The 16,778-nt window shown below is 74.0% G+C and carries 14 protein-coding genes; 9 read left to right on the forward strand and 5 right to left on the reverse strand.

Annotated elements, in window-relative coordinates:
• Window positions 1-52: 52 nt before the first annotated feature.
• On the reverse strand, window positions 53-1,024 hold the full coding sequence (locus ACFYOU_RS20635; protein ID WP_391307365.1) for a LysR family transcriptional regulator: 972 nt from the start codon (window positions 1,022-1,024) through the stop codon (window positions 53-55).
• Window positions 1,025-1,113: 89 nt separating this feature from the next.
• On the opposite strand from ACFYOU_RS20635, the gene ACFYOU_RS20640 reads away from it, so the two are divergent.
• Both ACFYOU_RS20640 and ACFYOU_RS20645 read left to right on the forward strand, forming a co-directional pair.
• A complete protein-coding gene (locus tag ACFYOU_RS20640) occupies window positions 1,114-2,034 on the forward strand; it encodes a zinc-binding dehydrogenase (RefSeq protein WP_391307367.1) in 921 nt (306 codons plus the stop codon).
• On the forward strand, window positions 2,031-3,023 hold the full coding sequence (locus ACFYOU_RS20645; RefSeq protein WP_391307369.1) for an alpha/beta fold hydrolase: 993 nt from the start codon (window positions 2,031-2,033) through the stop codon (window positions 3,021-3,023). Before ACFYOU_RS20640 ends, ACFYOU_RS20645 begins: the two co-directional genes overlap by 4 nt.
• A 26-nt stretch (window positions 3,024-3,049) precedes the next feature.
• Here ACFYOU_RS20645 and ACFYOU_RS20650 read toward each other — a convergent pair whose 3' ends face one another.
• Window positions 3,050-3,748 (reverse strand): NAD(P)H-binding protein, encoded by a 699-nt coding sequence (locus ACFYOU_RS20650; RefSeq protein WP_391307371.1) that lies wholly within the window; start codon window positions 3,746-3,748, stop codon window positions 3,050-3,052.
• Between the two features lie 143 nt (window positions 3,749-3,891).
• Here ACFYOU_RS20650 and ACFYOU_RS20655 point away from each other — a divergent pair, with 143 nt between their 5' ends.
• Entirely contained in the window at window positions 3,892-4,398 is a 507-nt protein-coding gene (locus ACFYOU_RS20655; protein ID WP_391307373.1) for a MarR family transcriptional regulator, read from the forward strand.
• A 20-nt stretch (window positions 4,399-4,418) separates the two neighbouring features.
• Here the strand turns inward: ACFYOU_RS20655 and ACFYOU_RS20660 are convergent, their stop codons facing one another.
• Window positions 4,419-7,028, reverse strand: coding sequence for a SpoIIE family protein phosphatase (locus ACFYOU_RS20660; protein WP_391307375.1), 2,610 nt, complete (start codon window positions 7,026-7,028; stop codon window positions 4,419-4,421).
• A 232-nt stretch (window positions 7,029-7,260) separates the two neighbouring features.
• Window positions 7,261-7,704: an SRPBCC family protein gene (locus tag ACFYOU_RS20665; protein ID WP_385490992.1), complete on the reverse strand. Its 444-nt coding sequence runs from the start codon at window positions 7,702-7,704 to the stop codon at window positions 7,261-7,263.
• A 208-nt stretch (window positions 7,705-7,912) separates the two neighbouring features.
• Here ACFYOU_RS20665 and ACFYOU_RS20670 point away from each other — a divergent pair, with 208 nt between their 5' ends.
• The 3 genes from ACFYOU_RS20670 to ACFYOU_RS20680 all read left to right on the forward strand — a co-directional run bounded on the left by ACFYOU_RS20670 (window position 7,913) and on the right by ACFYOU_RS20680 (window position 11,200).
• Window positions 7,913-8,959, forward strand: a complete 1,047-nt coding sequence (locus tag ACFYOU_RS20670) for an Rv2578c family radical SAM protein (protein ID WP_391307377.1) — start codon at window positions 7,913-7,915, stop codon at window positions 8,957-8,959.
• Window positions 8,960-9,131: 172 nt separating this feature from the next.
• A complete protein-coding gene (locus ACFYOU_RS20675) occupies window positions 9,132-10,727 on the forward strand; it encodes an alpha/beta fold hydrolase (protein WP_391307378.1) in 1,596 nt (531 codons plus the stop codon).
• Window positions 10,728-10,774: 47 nt separating this feature from the next.
• The gene (locus tag ACFYOU_RS20680; protein ID WP_391307380.1) at window positions 10,775-11,200 is read left to right on the forward strand and encodes a Rid family hydrolase; all 426 of its coding nucleotides are present in this window, start codon (window positions 10,775-10,777) and stop codon (window positions 11,198-11,200) included.
• Between the two features lie 15 nt (window positions 11,201-11,215).
• Here the strand turns inward: ACFYOU_RS20680 and ACFYOU_RS20685 are convergent, their stop codons facing one another.
• Complete coding sequence (locus tag ACFYOU_RS20685; RefSeq protein WP_391307381.1) at window positions 11,216-11,782, reverse strand: HEAT repeat domain-containing protein; 567 nt, start codon at window positions 11,780-11,782, stop codon at window positions 11,216-11,218.
• A 328-nt stretch (window positions 11,783-12,110) separates the two neighbouring features.
• On the opposite strand from ACFYOU_RS20685, the gene ACFYOU_RS20690 reads away from it, so the two are divergent.
• From ACFYOU_RS20690 to ccrA, 3 genes are all read left to right on the forward strand, one after another.
• Window positions 12,111-13,958, forward strand: coding sequence for a 3-hydroxyacyl-CoA dehydrogenase NAD-binding domain-containing protein (locus ACFYOU_RS20690; protein WP_391307383.1), 1,848 nt, complete (start codon window positions 12,111-12,113; stop codon window positions 13,956-13,958).
• A gap of 172 nt (window positions 13,959-14,130) precedes the next feature.
• Window positions 14,131-14,946 (forward strand): TetR family transcriptional regulator, encoded by an 816-nt coding sequence (locus ACFYOU_RS20695; protein WP_391307384.1) that lies wholly within the window; start codon window positions 14,131-14,133, stop codon window positions 14,944-14,946.
• A 479-nt stretch (window positions 14,947-15,425) separates the two neighbouring features.
• On the forward strand, window positions 15,426-16,763 hold the full coding sequence (gene ccrA, locus ACFYOU_RS20700) for a crotonyl-CoA carboxylase/reductase (RefSeq protein WP_389763336.1): 1,338 nt from the start codon (window positions 15,426-15,428) through the stop codon (window positions 16,761-16,763).
• The last annotated feature ends 15 nt before the right edge of the window (window positions 16,764-16,778 follow it).

Here is a 16,778-nt window from a genome sequence, read left to right on the forward strand (position 1 = left end):
CGCCCCCCTCCACCGTTCGTACGAGCCCTCACCGAACACCGGTACGACCGGTCTACCGTTCCCGGGGACCCGTCGGCAAGGGTCCGGGGCCGGGACGGGGACCGCTCGTGGGCGGTTCGGGCAGCCAGTCGCGGGTCGGGTCGTACTCCAGCCACCGGCTGCACCCCGCCTCCTCGGCACAGGCCGCGGCAAGGCCGTTCAGCCCCGGGTGTCCGTGTCCGGAGCGCCACAGCAGCGACCAGGCGTACAGCGGCGTGGGGTCGACGAGGGGCACGGAGCGCAACCCGGGCACCTCCGGCAGCGGCACGTCGGCCGGCACCAGCGAGAAGCGTCGCGGCCCGGCCACCACCTCGGCGAGGAAGTGGGCGAGCCCCAGGTTGACGCTCGTGGCCGTGTCCCGGATGCCGAACCGGTCGGCGAACCGGTGCAGGAAGTCGAGCCGGTCCAGCGCACCGGGTGCCCACAGCACGCTGTCGCCCAGCTGGTCCGGTCGCAGGGCCGGTTCGGCGGCGAGCGGATGGTCCGCGCCCAGTACGGCGTCCACCGGTTCGAGGCGGACGAGACGGTGGGTGAGCCCGGCGGGCAGCGGGGGGTGGACCCGGCCGAGGGCCGCGTCGATGTCTCCGTTCAGCAGCGCGGTCGTCACCGACGGCAGATCGCGCCCGTGTCCCGAGGTCAGTTCCCCGGCCCGTCCGGCGACCCGGGCCAGCGTCCGCATCGGCGCGTAGAGGTGCCCCCAGACGTCCACGCGCAGCGGACGTTGCGGCCCGAGCACCGCTGCGACGGCGGTGTCGGCGGCGGCGACGGCCTGCCGGGCCGGTGCGAGGAAACGCCGTCCGGCCTCGGTGAGGCGCACCCCGTGGCCGTCGCGGTGCAACAGTGCGGTGCCGAGCAGGGCTTCCAGCCGCGCGACCCTTTTGGACAGCGCCTGCTGGGAGATCCCGAGGGACGCGGCCGCCCGGCCGAAGTGGAGTTCCTCGGCGGTGCGCACGAAGGCGCGGGCCTGCGCCACGTCGAGATCCATGGCCCTCACCTTAGGTGACAACCGATGGTTGTCGGCCGTGCCCGGCCGTTGTTGGATCGCGGGGTGCCCGCCGGGGTTGCATCCCCTCCATGCGAAGACTCATTCCCACCGGAGAGGCGGAGCGCCCGGTCGCCTTCGCCGAGGTCCCCCCGCCCCTGCCGGAGCCCGCCGAGGCCCTGATCAAGGTCGAGGCGTTCGCCCCGAACCGGGGCGAAACGTTCCTGCTCGAACGCCCCCGGCCGGGGCTGCTGCCCGGCAAGGACGTCGCGGGACTCGTCGTCCAGGCGGCGGCCGACGGCTCCGGTCCCGGCATCGGCACCCGGGTCGTCGGGCACCCGGCGCAGGGCGGTTGGGCCGAGTACGCGGCCGTGCCCACGGACTCGCTCGCGGTGCTCCCGGACGGCGTCGACAGCGAACGGGCGGCTGCGCTGCCCCTGGCCGGGATCACCGCCCTGCGGCTGCTGCGCACGGCCGGCTCCCTGGCCGGCCGGCGGGTGCTGCTGACGGGCGCGTCGGGTGGCGTCGGCCACTACGTCACGGAACTCGCCGTGGGGGCCGGGGCCGAGTTGACCGCGGTGACGGCGACCCCGGCGCGCGGCGAACGGCTCGCGGCCATGGGCGCGCAGGTGGTGCACCGGGTCGCGGACGCCCGGGGACCCTTCGACGTGGTGCTGGAGTCCACGGGTGGGCCGGATCTGCCGCTCGCCCTGGCGAAGGTGCGCCCGGGCGGCGTGGTGGTCTGGTTCGGCCAGGCGAGCCGCACCCCGGTGACCCTCGACTTCTTCCAACTGCTCGAAGGGCCCGAGCGGGTCACGCTCCAGCACTTCCACTACGCCGGCGCCCCGTACGGCCTTGATCTCGCGACCTTGGTGCGCCTCGTGGAGCAGGGCCGGCTGCATCCGGAGATCGGCCGCACCGCCGACTGGGCGGAGACCGCCGACACGCTGGTCGACCTGCGGGAGCGCCGGATACGCGGCAAGGCCGTCCTGCTGACCGGAGGAACGCCGTGAGCGCCGCCGAGTTCGCCGCCGCCCTGTGGACCCGCGCCCTCGGCACGGGCGTGGACCCCGACGAGTACCGGCGGGTCACCGAGGGCCTCGCCTCCGTCGCCGACTGGGGGCCGGCCTTCCTGCGCACCGGGCACGGCCACCTCCGGCACGCCGAGGACGCGGGATCGCCCCGCTCGGCGGGTGCACACCTGCTGATGGCGGCCCGGTGGTTCCACCTGGCCGCCCTGGGCCCGGGCGCGGAAACACCCCGGGCCGCCGCCGAGGCGGATCACGCCCTGGGCAGGGCGCTCGCCCTGCTGGAGCCCGACGCCCGGCGGGTGAGCGGCGAGGGGTTCACCGGCTGGCTGCGCGGCCCCCGTGACGCGCCGGGGACCGTGGTGGTCGTCCCCGGTCTGGACTCCGCCAAGGAGGAGTTCCTCGATCTGGTGTCCGCGCTGACGGCCAGGGGGCTGGCGGTGTTCGCGATGGACGGCCCCGGGCAGGGCGCGCTCGCGGCCGGCACAACCCTCGTACCGGACTACGAGCGGGTCGTGGGGCGGGTCGTCGACGCGCTCGGCGTCGCCCGCATCGGGCTCGTCGGCCTGAGTCTGGGCGGCTACTTCGCGGCCCGGACCGCGGCGCTCGAACCGCGCGTGGCGGCCGTCGCCACGGTCAGCGGCCCCTTCCGCCTCGACTGGGAGGAACTGCCCCCGCCGGTACGGGACGTCATGGCCCGACGCACCGGAGGAGCCGACGCCGCCCGGGCGTTCGCCCGCCGGGTGGACCTCACCGCCCTGGCGCCCCGCATCACGGCCCCGCTGCTGGTCGTGGACGGCGGCCAGGACGTGATCCCCGGCGTGACGAACGGTGCGCCGCTGGCCCGTCTGGCACCGCGCGGCAGCTATCTGTCCGTCCCGCACGGCGACCACCTCCTGGGCAATGCGCGCTCGCAGTGGCTCCCCCACCTCGGCGACCACTTCGCACGCACCCTGACCGGCGCGCCGGCGTGAACCGCTGCACCGAGGCGCGCGGGCCGTCAGTCGGCCACGAGGGTGAAGCGGGTCCGGTGGTGGCGGGGGCGCTCCACCTCGTCCAGCAGGGCGATCGCCAGGTCCTCCATCGAGATCCGTGACAGTCCGTCGGGCCCGGTCAGCACCTCGTCGTGACCGGTGCGGTAGCGGCCGGTGCGTTCCCCGGGCTCCAGGATCGCGGGCGGGCTGACGTAGGCCCAGTCGACGTCGGTGCCGGGGACGTCGGTGGCGGAGGAGGCCGTACCCGTGGCGTCGGTGGCGTCGGCGGCGGCCCGGAAGACCTCCAGCTGCCGCTGGCTGCCGAGCGCGACGTGCCGCCAGGCGGGCGGCACGTAGGCGGGGTCGTCCACCAGCAGCCGCCCGCCGGAGCCGGGCACGACGAGGCTTCCGGCGCCGCCGACCACCAGGAGCCGCACCCCGGTGCCCGTGAGCCCCGCGAGCAGCCCCCGGGCCGCCGCGGCGAGTTCGTCCTCCTGGCCCTGCGGCGGGCGGGTCGCGCCGATCACCACGTCCTGCCCGACGGCGAGGGCGCGCACCTCGGCGGCCCGGGAGGCGTCGCCGACCCGTGGGGTGACCCGGGCGGGCAGTTGGGCGAAGCGGGCGGAGTCGCGGACGACCGCGGTGACCTCGTGCCCCCGACCCAGGGCCTCGCTGACGATCCGGCTGCCGGCGTTCCCGGCGGCTCCGAAGACGGTGACGCGCATGACGGTCCCTCCCCTTCCGGGACCCCGCCCCGGATTGTTTGACGTGGAACTGTTCGACATGAAGCAGAGTACGGATCTGCTACCTTCACGTCAAACAGTTCGATGTAAAGCAATCCAGAGCGGTCGGGGAGCGGGGACAGCACATGGGCGACAACGTGGACCGGGTACTCGCACAGTGGCGGGCCGAGAAGCCCGGACTCGACGCGACCCCGATGGGGGTGATCGGCCGCGTCCAGCGCGCCGCCCGACTGCTCGAACGCGAACTGTCCGAGCAGTTCGCGACCCACGGCCTCCAGTTGGGCGAGTTCGACATCCTGGCGACCCTGCTGCGGTCCGGCCCTCCGTACCGCCTCACCGCAGGGGCGCTCAGCGAGGCGTCGATGATCTCCTCGGGGGCGATGACCAACCGTCTGAACCGGCTGGTCGCCAAGGAACTGGTGACCCGGGAGACCGACCCCGACAACCGGCGCAGCCTGCTGATCACCCTCACCCCCGAGGGCCACCGCACGGTGGAGGCCGCCCTCCTGGGGCACCTCGCCACCGAGTCGCGGCTCCTCACCCCGCTCGACGAGGACAAGCAGCAGCAACTGGCCGGCCTGTTGCGGGAGTTGCTGACCGGGCTCGGCGACGTACCGCGGCGTCCGGAGTAACACGCGCGCGGGCGGCGGTCCTAGGGGGTGCGCCGCGCCGGCAGCGGTAGTTCGCACCAGACCGTCTTGCCGGTGGCGGTGCGACCGGAGCCCCAGGCGCGGGCCAGCGCGCTGACGACCCGCAGTCCGCGCCCGGCCTCGGCCGTCGGTCCGGCGCTGAGCAGGGTGGGCAGGTGGTGGTCGTCGTCCGTCACCTCGCACAGCAGGGCGCCCCCGCCGCGCACCAGCCGCACCCCGACCCCACCGCCCCCGGCGTGCCGCACCGCGTTGGCGACGAGTTCCCCGACGAGCAGCCGGGCCGTGTCGGCGAGCGGCGCGAGGCCCCAGGCGCCGAGTTGGTCCACGACGAACGTCCGGGCCTCACCCACCCGGGCGGGATCGGCGGGTAGCCGGTGGTGGGCCACGTCCTCGGGGGCGATGCCGTTCAGTCGGGCCATCAGCAGCGCCACGTCGTCCTTGCGCCCGCCGCGGCGGGCCAGCGTCCGGATGATGGTGTCGCAGGCGCGGTCCATGGAGGCCGCCGGATGGGCCGCCGACTCGCACAGGGTGGCCAATCCCACGCCGATGTCCTCGCCGCGCATCTCGACCAGGCCGTCGGTGCACATCACCAGCCGGTCACCGGGTGACACCGGCACCCGCACCGTCTCGAACGGCACCCCGCCGACCCCGATGGGGGCACCCGTGGGCAGGTCGAGGAGTTCGCTGCGCCCGTCGGCGGCCCGGACCACCACGGGCGGGATGTGACCGGCGTTGGCGATCTCCAGATGGCCCCGGACCGGGTCGTACACGGCGTAGAGACAGGTCGCCAGGTAGTGCTCGCCGAGGCGCTGCGCCAGGTCGTCCAGATTGCGCAGCAGCTGGGCGGGCGGCAGGTCGAGCGCCGCCATGGTCTGCACGGACGTCCGCAACTGCCCCATCATCGCGGCGGAGTTCAGCCCGTGCCCCATCACGTCGCCGACGACCAGGGCGGTACGGGAACCGGGCAGCTTCACCGCGTCGAACCAGTCGCCGCCGATCCGGCCGAGCAGGGTGCCGGGGAGGTAACGGGTGGCGATGTCACAGCCCGGCATGCGGGGCGCGATGTGCGGCAGCATGCTGTCCTGGAGCGTCTCCGCCACGTTCTCCTGGTACGTGTACATCCGGGCGTTGTCGAGCACGAGCCCCGCGCGGGCGGCGAGTTCGGCGCCGGTGACCCGGTCCATGTCGTTGAAGACCGGGCGCTCGCGGTGGCGCAGCAGGATCATGAAGCCGAGCACCACGTTGCGGGCCTTCAGCGGGACGACCAGCATCGAACGGTGGTTGATCAGCGGGCGGATGTCCCGCTTCTCGAACTGCGCGGCGATGGCGTTGCCCATCTCCTCGCTGATCCGGGGGACGAGCACCGGATCCCCGGTGGTCATGCACTGGAAGAACGGGGTGTGCACGGGGAACGGCATCGACTCGCCGACGGGCACCACGTCGTCCCAGCGCCCGGGCTCGTCGGTGTGTTCCACGGCCACCCGGTGCCACATCGTGGTCGCGTCCGGCGGCCCCTCGGGGAACCCCTCGCCCGCGACGACCTGCTCCCGCAGATAGGTGCCCGCGACATCGGTGAACCGGGGCACGACGGCCCGGCTCACCTCGACGATGGTGCGCGACAGGTCGAGCGAGGAGCCGATCCGGCCGCTCACCTCGTTGAGGAACTCCAGGCGTTCACGGACGGCCGCGTACTCCAGGTCGACCCCGCCGTCGAGGTCGTCGACGCCGGACCCGTCCTGCGGCAGGGGCGCACCCGTGGCGGCGGCACGGGCCGCGCGCTCCCGGCGGGCGATCCGCTCGGCCCGCCGGGCCACTCCCCAGTCCGGGGTGACGGGAACCCGGTCGTGCTGACTGAACTCCATCACGGGGTAGCCGAGTTCGAGTACCTGGGCGGCGATCCGGGCGCTCTCCGCGACGCTCATGCTGGGCAGGATCTCGGGCAGTCGCCGGGCCAGGTCGTCGGCGCCGGTGAAGTCGGTGTGCCGGGCGAACCCGGGGACGACCCGCCGGGTCCCGTCCGCGCCCGACCCCGGGTCCTCCGCGGCGAGGACGAGCAGCCGCTCCGGGCCCGGGCCGACCAGCGGGTAGGCCCACCACAGCACGTCGATCCGCGTACCGGCCGGGGCGTCGCCGCCCTCGGCCGGGGGACGGCCGTTCGAGGAGCGGGGGCGCGGGACCCGGTCGTCGGCGGGCCCGGCCGCACCGTTGGAGAGGTGGGCGGGCGGCTCCGGCTCGACGGAGAGCCGGGCGCGGCCGGCGGTGGCGTAGGCGGTCCGGCCGAGCAGCGGGGCGACGAGGTCCGGACCGTGGTCCTCGCGCACCCCGGGCGACCCGTCGGGGTCATCCGGGTCACCGGGGTCGTCGGGGCCACCAGGGCGTTCGGGGTGGTCCGGGTCGCGCAGGGCGCCGGAGACCGGGAGCAGATCGGTGGCCCGACACCCGACGGCCGTCTCCCGCGCGTACCCGAAGAGGCGGCGGGCCCCGGTGCTCCAGTGGGTGACGAGGCCGCCGCCGTCCACGACGACGACGGCCAGCGGGACCCGTCCGGCGGCCGGGCGCGGGGAGCCGGGCCCCGCACCCCCGGGGCGTACCGGTCCCGTGCCGTGCTCCATGACCGAGGCTCCTTCCGGGCGGTGCCACAAGATCTGGTCGCTGCGACCACGGTACGTCCGGCCCGTGTCGCGGTGTGCGACAACGCAGGAACTCGCGCCGTCCCACGCCGTCTTCCACTACCGTGCGCCCCCCTGCTCCGGCGTCCCTGCGGACCCGGACCCCCGCGGTGCGCCCCGGAGCGCGCCGCGGGAGCGTCCGGGGGCGCCCCGCAGGGCACCCCCGGACCGGACGCTACTTCTCCATCTCCGCGGCGAGGCGGGCGAGGATCGCGTCGTAGATCTTGGCGAGGCCCTTGGGGGCGAAGGTCCGCTCGAAGAAGCCGCCGATGCCGGTGGCCCCCTGCCAGCGGCTGGTGACCACGACCCGGGCCCGGCCCTCGCCACCGGGGGTGACGACCCAGGTGGTGACCATCGAGGAGTTGCGGTCCTTCTCGACCAGCTCGCCCTCGTTGGGCTCGGTGACGTCCAGCAGACAGTCGCGCACCCGCTTGCTGGTGGCCTGGAGCCTCCAGTGGACGACGGTGCCCCGACCGTCACCGCCCTCACGGACCTCGTACTCGCTGAAGTGCTCCGGCAGCAGCTTCCCGCGCATACCGCTGTAGTCGGCCAGCGCGTCGAAGACGTCGTCGGGGTTCGCCGCGATGGTCCGCTCCGTGGTGGCCTCGACCTGCGCCATTGCACTCCTCCAAGGCTTGTTCTTCCAACGGTCCGCGGAAAGCCAACCACCCCGGTGGCCGGGCCCCCAAATCGGGGTCGACCTTCGCGCCGGACCGTGACGCGAAGGCGCCCTCCCGACTACCGACGGAAACGACCCGCCGACGCCCTCCCCACCCGAAGGGAACATGTGTTCTATTCTATGGACGAGTGCTACCGAGGGAGGCACCATGCGCTGGGAGAACCTGAGCGACGGGCCCGGGAACCGTCCGGACCGCTCCCCCGCCCTGTTCGACGCGGACGCGGTCGTCACCAGGACGTTCGACACCCCCGAGTTCCACGGGGTCACCTTCCACGAGGTGCGGGCCCGCTCGATCCTGAACCGGGTGCCCGGGGCCTCCCGGATGCCGTTCGAATGGACGGTGAACCCGTACCGCGGGTGCACCCACGCCTGCGTCTATTGCTTCGCGCGCCAGTCGCACGGCTACCTCGACCTGGACACCGGCATCGGCTTCGACACCCAGATCGTCGTCAAGGTCAACGCACCCGAGTTGCTGCGGCGTCAACTCGCCTCGCCCCGCTGGCAGGGCGAGCACGTCGCCATGGGCACCAACGTGGACTGTTACCAGCGGGCGGAGGGACGGTACGCACTCATGCCGGGCATCCTCACGGCCCTGCGCGACCGGGCCAACCCGTTCTCGATCCTCACCAAGGGCACCCTGATCCTGCGGGACCTGGACCTGCTCCAGCAGGCCGCCGAGGTCACCGAGGTCGGCGTCTCCGTCTCCGTGGGCTTCACCGATCCGGCGCTGTGGCGGAGCATCGAGCCGGGAACGCCCGCTCCCCGGCGCCGCCTCGACGTCGTCCGGGCGCTCGCCGAACGGGGCATCGGGTGCGGGGTGCTGATGGCTCCCGTGGTGCCGTTCCTCGGCGACCGTCACGAACAGCTGCGCGACACGGTCCGGGCGATCGCGGCGGCCGGGGCGAGCTCGGTGACCCCGCTGGTGCTGCACCTGCGGCCCGGCGCCCGGGAGTGGTTCATGTCCTGGCTCGCCCGCCACCACCCGCAACTGGTGCCGCGCTACGAACGGCTGTACGCGCACGGGGCGTACGCACCGAACTGGTACCAGCGCGGCATCACCCGCCAGGTGCACCGACTGGCCGAGGAGTACGGGATCGGCCCGGCGGGCCCGGGGCGGCCCGGCCGGACGCCGGACCACGACGCACCCCGCCCGTCGCCCCCGGCTCCCGGAGCCACCCAGTTGTCGCTGCTGTGACCCCGGGGGCGACGGGCGGGCCCGCCCGGGCCCGGACGCCCGGGCGGTCACCCCTTCGGGTCAACGGTCGGCAACACCCCGCCGGCCGGGGCCGATCCGGCGCCCGCGTCCGGAAGCATGCCCCGGGGGGCCGTGGGCCCACGGCCCCGCACCCTCAGCCCTTGAAGGCCCCATGAAGAAACGTGCAGCCGCGCTCTGCGGCATCGCCGTGGCGCTGACCGGGACGCTCACGGCCCTCCCCCACTCCGCGACCGCCACCCCCTCCACCACCACCGCCGCGGACGCCCCGACCGCCACCACCCTGCGGTGGAAGGCGTGCGGCACCGGGCGGTACCCGGAACTCCAGTGCGCCTCCCTCGACGTGCCGCTCGACCACGCCGACCCGGACGGCCGACGGATCACCCTCGCCCTGTCCCGGGTCCCGCACACCGCGAAGTCCTCCCAGGGCCCGCTCCTGGTGAACCCCGGCGGCCCCGGCGGCAGCGGTCTCTCCCTCGCCGGACACGTCGCCCGGGAACTGCCCGCGGAGGTGGCCGCCCAGTACGACGTCATCGGCTTCGACCCGCGCGGCGTCGGCAAGAGCGAGCCCGCCCTGGACTGCCTCCCCGGCCACTTCGACCCGGTACGGCCGCCCAGCGTGCCGGACACCCCCGCCGTCGAAGCGGCGAACACCGAACGGGCCAGGGCCTTCGCACAGGCGTGCGGCGCCAAGCACGGGGACGTGCTCCCGTACATCGACACCCTCAGCACGGTGCGGGACGTGGAGGCCGTCCGCGCCGCGCTGGGCGCCCCGCAGATCAGCTACCTCGGCTACTCGTACGGCACCTACCTGGGATCGGTGTACGCCACGCTGTACCCGCAGCGGGTGCGTCGGATGGCCCTGGACTCGGTGGTGGACCCGGACGAGGTCTGGTACGAGGCGAACCTCGGCCAGGACACCGCCTTCCAGGCCCGGCACCAGGCGTTCCTCGCCTGGATCGCCCGGCACGACGCCGCCTACGGGCTCGGCACCGACCCGGCCGGGATCGAGGAGGCGTGGTACGCGATGCGCACCGCCGTGACCCGCGAACCGGCGGGCGGCACGGTGGGCGGCGCCGAACTGGAGGACACCTTCCTGCCCGGCGCCTACTTCGACGGCTACTGGCCGTACCTGGCCGAGGCGTTCGCCGCGTACGTCAAGCGGCGGGACCCGGACGTGCTCGTCGCGGCGTACGAGGCGTTCGGCACCGTCGACGCGGAGGGCGACAACGGCTACAGCGCCTACACCGCGGTGCAGTGCCGTGACGCCTGGTGGACCCGCGACTGGGACGACTGGCGGGCGGACAACCGTCGGACCCACGCCAAGGCACCGTTCTCCACCTGGAACAACGCCTGGTACAACGCACCGTGCGCCCACTGGCCGACCGCACCGCTGGTGCCGCCGAACATCGGCACCGACGACCTCCCGCCCGTACTGCTCCTCCAGGCGACTGACGACGGGGCCACTCCCGTGGCGGGCGCCCACGCACTGCGCCGCGCACTGGGCGGCTCCCGGCTGGTCGTGGAGGAGGGCGGCGGCAACCACGGGGTCACCCTGAGCGGGAACGCCTGCCTCGACCGCCATCTGTCCGACTACCTGGCCACCGGGCGGGTGCCGGACGGCCCGGGCAACGGGACCGCGGCGGACGCGGTGTGCGCGCGTCTGCCGGAGCCCGAGCCGCGGGCCCCGCGCGGCTCCGCCGCCGCCCGGGGCGCCGCCCTGCACGGACTGCTCGGGTTCCGGGGCTGACCGGGGGTGCCCGTCGGGCCGGGGAACGGGTGGGTGAGGATGGCGACATGACCAGCCATCTCACCCGCCTGCCCGCGCCCGACGGGGTCTTCCCCGCCACCGCCTACACCCATGTCGTCCTGGGAACCGGACGGTTCGTGGCGATCTCCGGCCAACTGGCCCTCGACGAAGAGGGACGACTGGTCGGCGAGGGCGACCCGGTCGCCCAGGCCCGCCAGGTCTTCGGCAACCTCGGCCGCTGCCTCGCCGCCGCGGGCGCCACCTTCGACGACGTCGTGAAGCTCACCTACTTCCTGGTGGACATCGCCCACCTGGACGCGGTCCGCACGGTGCGCGGCGAGTTCCTCGACCCGGCCCGGCTGCCCGCGAGTTCCGCCGTCCAGGTCGGCGCGCTGGTCGCCCCGCAGTTCCTGATGGAGATCGAGGCGTACGCCGTCGTGGCCGAGCCCGGCGCGCCGGCCACCGAGGGCTGACGACCCCGGCACGGGTCAGCGGGTCAGGTCCAGGGCCCGTTGCGCCGACCCCGTCAACGCCGGGTGCGCACGGGCCGCCCGCAGCACCGGGCGGGCCCGCGGGTCAGCCAACTCGCCCAGCCCCTCCACACAGGCGAGGGCCACCGCACGGTACGGGTCGCCCGGGGTCAACCGGCGCTCCAGCGCGGTGATCAGCGCGGGCACCGACTCCGGGGCGCGCAGGGCGACCAGCAGGCGCACGGGGTGCAGTGCGTACGCCACGCGCAGCTCGTTGGTGGCGAGCGCCGCCGCCGCCCGGGCCGTGCGCGGGTCGGCAAGCCGGGCCAACGCGGTGGCGGCGCTCGCGCACCGCGCGGGATCACGGTGGTTGAGCAGCAGCACCAGCGTCTCGAAGGCGCGTCGGTCGCCGGCGCCGCCGAGCCGGAAGGCTGCCAGCTCACGGGCCCACAGCGGCTGGCCCGGTGCGGTCAGCACCGCGGCCAGCACCTCGGGGTCACCAGTTGCGGTGAGCGGCCCGAACGGGTCCGCCCCACCGGACTCCTTGCGGAGACGTTCCGTGAGCGCTCGCAACTCTTCGTCCATGCCGACGAGCCTATCGACGCCTCGGGTCACCGGACAGTCGCCGTCCGTGACCGAGAAGCCGCACCTCCCGAGGGCTGGCGCGCTCGTTACTCGCGAGTTAAGCTCATTCGAGCGGGATGAACTCCCGTGTACGGCTTCCGGTGGCCTGGTGACGCAGCCGGCGGGAGTGCGGTCGGTTCGGCGACCGGTGGGGCAGTGACGGCACGTCATCCCCCCCTGGACGTCTCCTCACGGCGCGGCTCGGGACAGGGCGCGCCGCTCTCCTCCCGGGGCCCGCCCCTCGTGGCCCGGGACGCACGTCACCCCTTCCCTCCCTGGAGTCCCCTCGATGGCAACTCCCGCGTCCCCCCTGTCCCCTGCTCCCCTCCCGACCCCTTCTCCCGACGCCGCCCGTCCCCGTCCCCTGCGCAAGGTGGCCGTCATCGGCCTCGGCACCATGGGCACCGGAATCGCCGAGGTGCTGGCGCGCGCCGGGCGCGAGGTCGTCGGCGTGGACCTCACCGACGAGCTCGCGGCCCGGGCCGTCAGCACCGTGGCGGCGTCCACCGCCCGCGCGGTGCGCCGCGGGCGGCTCAGCGAACCCGAACGCTCCGACGCCCTCGCCCGGTTCCGGGCCACCACCGATCTGCGGGCCGCCGCCGATGCGGACCTCGTCATCGAGGTCACCCCGGAGTCCTACGAGACCAAACAGCAGGTGATCCGGGCGGTCGACGCGGTCGTGGCCCCCGGTGCCGTCCTCGCGACGGGCACCAACGCGCTGTCGGTGACGCGGCTCGCCGCCGAGTCCGCGCGCCCCGAACGCCTCCTCGGACTGCACTTCTTCAACCCGGCGCCCGCGATGCGACTGGTCGAGGTGGTCTCCTCGGTGCTCACCGCGCCCGCCGCCGTGGCCGCCGTCACGGACCTCGTGGTGGAACTCGGCAAGGAGCCCGTGGCGGTGGGCGACCGGCCCGGGTTCGTCGCCGACGGGCTGCTGTTCGGCTACCTCAACCGGGCGGCCGCCATGTACGAGTCGAAGTACGCGAGCCGCGAGGACATCGACGCGGCGATGCGGCTCGGCTGCGGACTGCCCATGGGGCCGCTCGCCCTGCTCGACCTGATCGGCGTCGACACCGCCCGCACCGTCCTGGAGGCGCTGTACGCGGCCTCCGGCGACCGGCTGTACGCGCCCGCCCCGGTCCTCGGGCAGCTCGGGGCGGCGGGTCTGACGGGGCGCAAGGCGGGCCGCGGCTTCTACACGTACGAGGAGCGCGGTGGCGCAGCGGTGGTACCCGACGCCCTCGCTCCCGGGCTGCCGGGTCCGCGTGCCGCCGCCGGGCGGCCGGTGCGGTCCGTGGGCGTGGCCGGGTCGGGGACCATGGCCTCCGGGATCGCCGAGGTCTTCGCCGGGGCCGGGTACGAGGTGGTGCTCGCCGCCCGCAGCCGGTCGAAGGCGGAGACCGCCCGGACCCGGATCGGCGCCTCCCTGGACCGCTCGGTCGCGCGGGGCCGGACCTCCGCCGAGGCGGCCGCCCTGGTGCTGGACCGGATCACGCCCGCCGGCGGGTACGAGGCGTTCGCCCCGGTGGACCTGGTGGTCGAGGCCGTCGCCGAGGACCTGGGGGTCAAACAGCGGCTGTTCGACGTGCTGGACGGGGTGTGCCGGCCGGGTGCGGTGCTCGCCACCACCACCTCGTCGCTGCCCGTCATCGCCTGCGCCCGGGCCACCGACCGGCCCGAGGACGTCATCGGGATGCACTTCTTCAACCCGGCGCCGGCGATGAAGCTGGTCGAGGTCGTGCGGACGGTGCTGACCGCGGACGACGTGCACGCGACCGTCCGGGAGGTCTGCGCCGGCATCCGCAAGCACTCCGTGGACTGCGGTGACCGCGCCGGGTTCATCGTGAACGCGCTGCTGTTCCCGTACCTCAACGACGCGGTGAAGATGGTGCAGGAGCACTATGCGACCCCCGACGACGTCGACGCCGCGATGAAGCTGGGCGGGGGTTATCCGATGGGGCCGTTCGAGTTGCTGGACGTGGTCGGGCTCGACGTCTCGCTGGCCATCGAGAAGGTGCTGCACGCCGAGTTCCGGGACCCGGGCCTCGCCCCGGCGCCGTTGCTGGAACACCTGGTGGCCGCGGGCTGCCTGGGGCGCAAGTCGGGGCGCGGCTTCCGCGAGCACGCCCGTCGCTGAGCCGTCGGGCGGTGGCCCGACCGCCCACGGGACCGGGCCGGTTCGGGCGGGGCGGGCGCGGCGGGCCAGGTCGCGTCCGTCCCGTCCGCCGCCCCGTCCGCTGCCCGCGCCCGCGTTGTGCGGGCAGCGGGGACGTGCGCAACCGTGCGCGGGGATGGAGTACGTTCGTGGCATGTCCCAGTCCGCGGATTCCGCCCGCCGTGCACCCCGCTCGTCCACGTCCGAAGCACCCGAGAGCGCGGCCGGGAGCCGTGCCGCCGCGCAGCGGCTCAAGATGCGCCGGGAGCTGGCGGCGGCAGCCATGGAGCTGTTCGCGACCAAGGGGTACGAGGCCACGACGGTCGACGAGATCGCGGCGGCGGCGGGGGTCGCGCGACGGACCTTCTTCCGGCACTTCCGGTCCAAGGAAGAGGCGATCTTCCCCGATCACGACGACACCCTGATCCGGGCCGAGGCCGTGCTCAACGCGGCCCCGCCGCACGAGCATCCGCTCGACACGGTGTGCCGCGGGATCAAGGAGGTCATGAAGATGTACGCCGCCTCGCCCGCGGTGTCCGTGGAGCGCTACCGGCTCACCCGGGAGGTGCCCACCCTGCGGGAGCGGGAGATCGCCTCCGTGGCCCGCTACGAGCGGCTGTTCACGCGTTATCTGCTGGCCCACTTCGACGAGCAGGCGCACCACCACGGCAATGACGATCCGCTGCTCGCGGAGGTGGCCGCGTCCGCGGTGGTGACCGCGCACAACCACGTGCTGCGGCGGTGGCTGCGGGCCGGCGGCGAGGGGGACGTCGAGGGACAGTTGGACCACGCCTTCGCCATCGTCCGCCGGACGTTCGGCACCGGGATCGGCTCGGGCCGCAGCACGGCGGTGTCGACCGCCGAGGGCACCGAGGGTCAGGTACTGGTGGCCGTCGCCCGTACCGATGCGCCGTTGGACGAGGTCATGCGGACCATCGAGCACGCGCTGCGCCATCCCGCGGGCGACTGAGCACGCGCCCCTCCGGCAGGCCCCGCACGGCCCTGGTGACACCCCGACGAGGGGTGCCACCAGGGCCGTGTGCGTTTCCCGTGCCCGTGGGCACCCGGGCGGCCGAGTGATCGCGCGGCTGAGTGGGGCGAACGATCGATCATCGCTCATCTGAGGGAAGCAATAGCCAGATGAGACCAATTCTTGGCACGCAGTGTCTTGCGATGCGGCACGGGGTGCCAATACCGTGAAGTGGTCCGGGCGGTCGACGACACGGGATTCCCCGTACGTGGACTGTCCCCGCGAGCACCCGCCCGTGCGCCCGGACGCCTGCGTCACAGGCAGCACCTTCGGCGCCACCCGCGCCTCACGCACCTCCGCCGGACCGACGGCAGCCCACGCACCTCATCCGCCCCGTCCCGGGGCCCCCGAGCGTTCCCCGCATCCCCTCTCGTGTTCTCCCGCCCCGTCGGGAACACCGCTTCGCCGGAGGCAACACCGTGAAGGAAATCCTGGACGCGATCCAGTCGCCGGACAGCACGGCCGCCGACTTCGCCGCCCTGCGCATCCCGGACTCGTACCGCGCGGTCACCGTGCACAAGGACGAGACCGAGATGTTCGCGGGCCTCAGCACCCGGCAGAAGGACCCGCGCGACTCGCTCCACCTGGACGAGGTGCCGGTGCCCGAACTGGGCCCCGGCGAGGCCCTGGTGGCCGTGATGGCCTCCTCGGTGAACTACAACACCGTGTGGACGTCGATCTTCGAACCGCTGTCCACCTTCGGCTTCCTGGAGCGGTACGGCAGGCTGTCCGAGCTGACCCGGCGCCATGACCTGCCGTACCACGTCATCGGCTCGGACCTCGCGGGCGTGGTGCTGCGCACCGGACCCGGGGTCAACGCCTGGCGCCCCGGGGACGAGGTCGTCGCGCACTGCCTCTCGGTGGAACTGGAGAGCTCCGACGGGCACAACGACACCATGCTCGACCCCGAACAGCGCATCTGGGGCTTCGAGACGAACTTCGGGGGGCTCGCCGAGATCGCTTTGGTCAAGTCCAACCAGCTGATGCCCAAGCCCGACCACCTCAGCTGGGAGGAGGCGGCCGCCCCCGGCCTGGTCAACTCCACCGCCTACCGGCAGTTGGTCTCGCGCAACGGGGCGGGCATGAAACAGGGCGACAACGTCCTCGTCTGGGGCGCCAGCGGCGGGCTCGGCTCCTACGCGACCCAGTTCGCGCTGGCCGGCGGCGCCACCCCGATCTGTGTCGTCAGCAGCCCGGCGAAGGCGGAGATCTGCCGCGCCATGGGCGCCGAGGCGATCATCGACCGGGACGCCGAGGACTACCGCTTCTGGCGCGACGAGCACGAGCAGGACCCGCGCGAGTGGAAGCGCTTCGGCCAACGCATCCGCGAGCTCACCGGGGGCGAGGACGTCGACATCGTCTTCGAACACCCCGGTCGGGAGACCTTCGGCGCCTCCGTCTACGTCACCCGCAAGGGCGGCACCGTCGTGACCTGCGCATCGACCTCCGGCTACCAGCACACCTACGACAACCGCTACCTGTGGATGTCGCTGAAGCGGATCATCGGCTCGCACTTCGCCAACTACCGCGAGGCGTGGGAGGCCAACCGGCTCGTCGCCAAGGCGAAGATCCACCCCACGCTGTCCCGGGTGTACGCACTGGAGGACACCGGGCAGGCCGCGTACGACGTGCACCGCAACCTCCACCAGGGCAAGGTCGGCGTGCTGTGCCTGGCGCCCGAGGAGGGGCTCGGCGTGCGCGACGGGGAGACCCGCGCCCGGCACCTCGACGCCATCAACCGCTTCCGGAACGTCTGAGCGCGGGAAGGGAGC

This window comes from Streptomyces sp. NPDC005955 (assembly GCF_042871255.1).
GTDB lineage: Bacteria > Actinomycetota > Actinomycetes > Streptomycetales > Streptomycetaceae > Streptomyces.

Coding starts and splice junctions, on each gene's coding strand:
- ACFYOU_RS20635 (WP_391307365.1), bottom strand. CDS start 1,024: ATGGATCTCGACGTGGCGCAGGCCCGCGCCTTCGTGCGCACCGCCGAG.
- ACFYOU_RS20640 (WP_391307367.1), top strand. CDS start 1,114: ATGCGAAGACTCATTCCCACCGGAGAGGCGGAGCGCCCGGTCGCCTTC.
- ACFYOU_RS20650 (WP_391307371.1), bottom strand. CDS start 3,748: ATGCGCGTCACCGTCTTCGGAGCCGCCGGGAACGCCGGCAGCCGGATC.
- ACFYOU_RS20655 (WP_391307373.1), top strand. CDS start 3,892: ATGGGCGACAACGTGGACCGGGTACTCGCACAGTGGCGGGCCGAGAAG.
- ACFYOU_RS20660 (WP_391307375.1), bottom strand. CDS start 7,028: ATGGAGCACGGCACGGGACCGGTACGCCCCGGGGGTGCGGGGCCCGGC.
- ACFYOU_RS20665 (WP_385490992.1), bottom strand. CDS start 7,704: ATGGCGCAGGTCGAGGCCACCACGGAGCGGACCATCGCGGCGAACCCC.
- ACFYOU_RS20670 (WP_391307377.1), top strand. CDS start 7,913: ATGCGCTGGGAGAACCTGAGCGACGGGCCCGGGAACCGTCCGGACCGC.
- ACFYOU_RS20675 (WP_391307378.1), top strand. CDS start 9,132: ATGAAGAAACGTGCAGCCGCGCTCTGCGGCATCGCCGTGGCGCTGACC.
- ACFYOU_RS20680 (WP_391307380.1), top strand. CDS start 10,775: ATGACCAGCCATCTCACCCGCCTGCCCGCGCCCGACGGGGTCTTCCCC.
- ACFYOU_RS20685 (WP_391307381.1), bottom strand. CDS start 11,782: ATGGACGAAGAGTTGCGAGCGCTCACGGAACGTCTCCGCAAGGAGTCC.
- ACFYOU_RS20690 (WP_391307383.1), top strand. CDS start 12,111: ATGGCAACTCCCGCGTCCCCCCTGTCCCCTGCTCCCCTCCCGACCCCT.
- ACFYOU_RS20695 (WP_391307384.1), top strand. CDS start 14,131: ATGTCCCAGTCCGCGGATTCCGCCCGCCGTGCACCCCGCTCGTCCACG.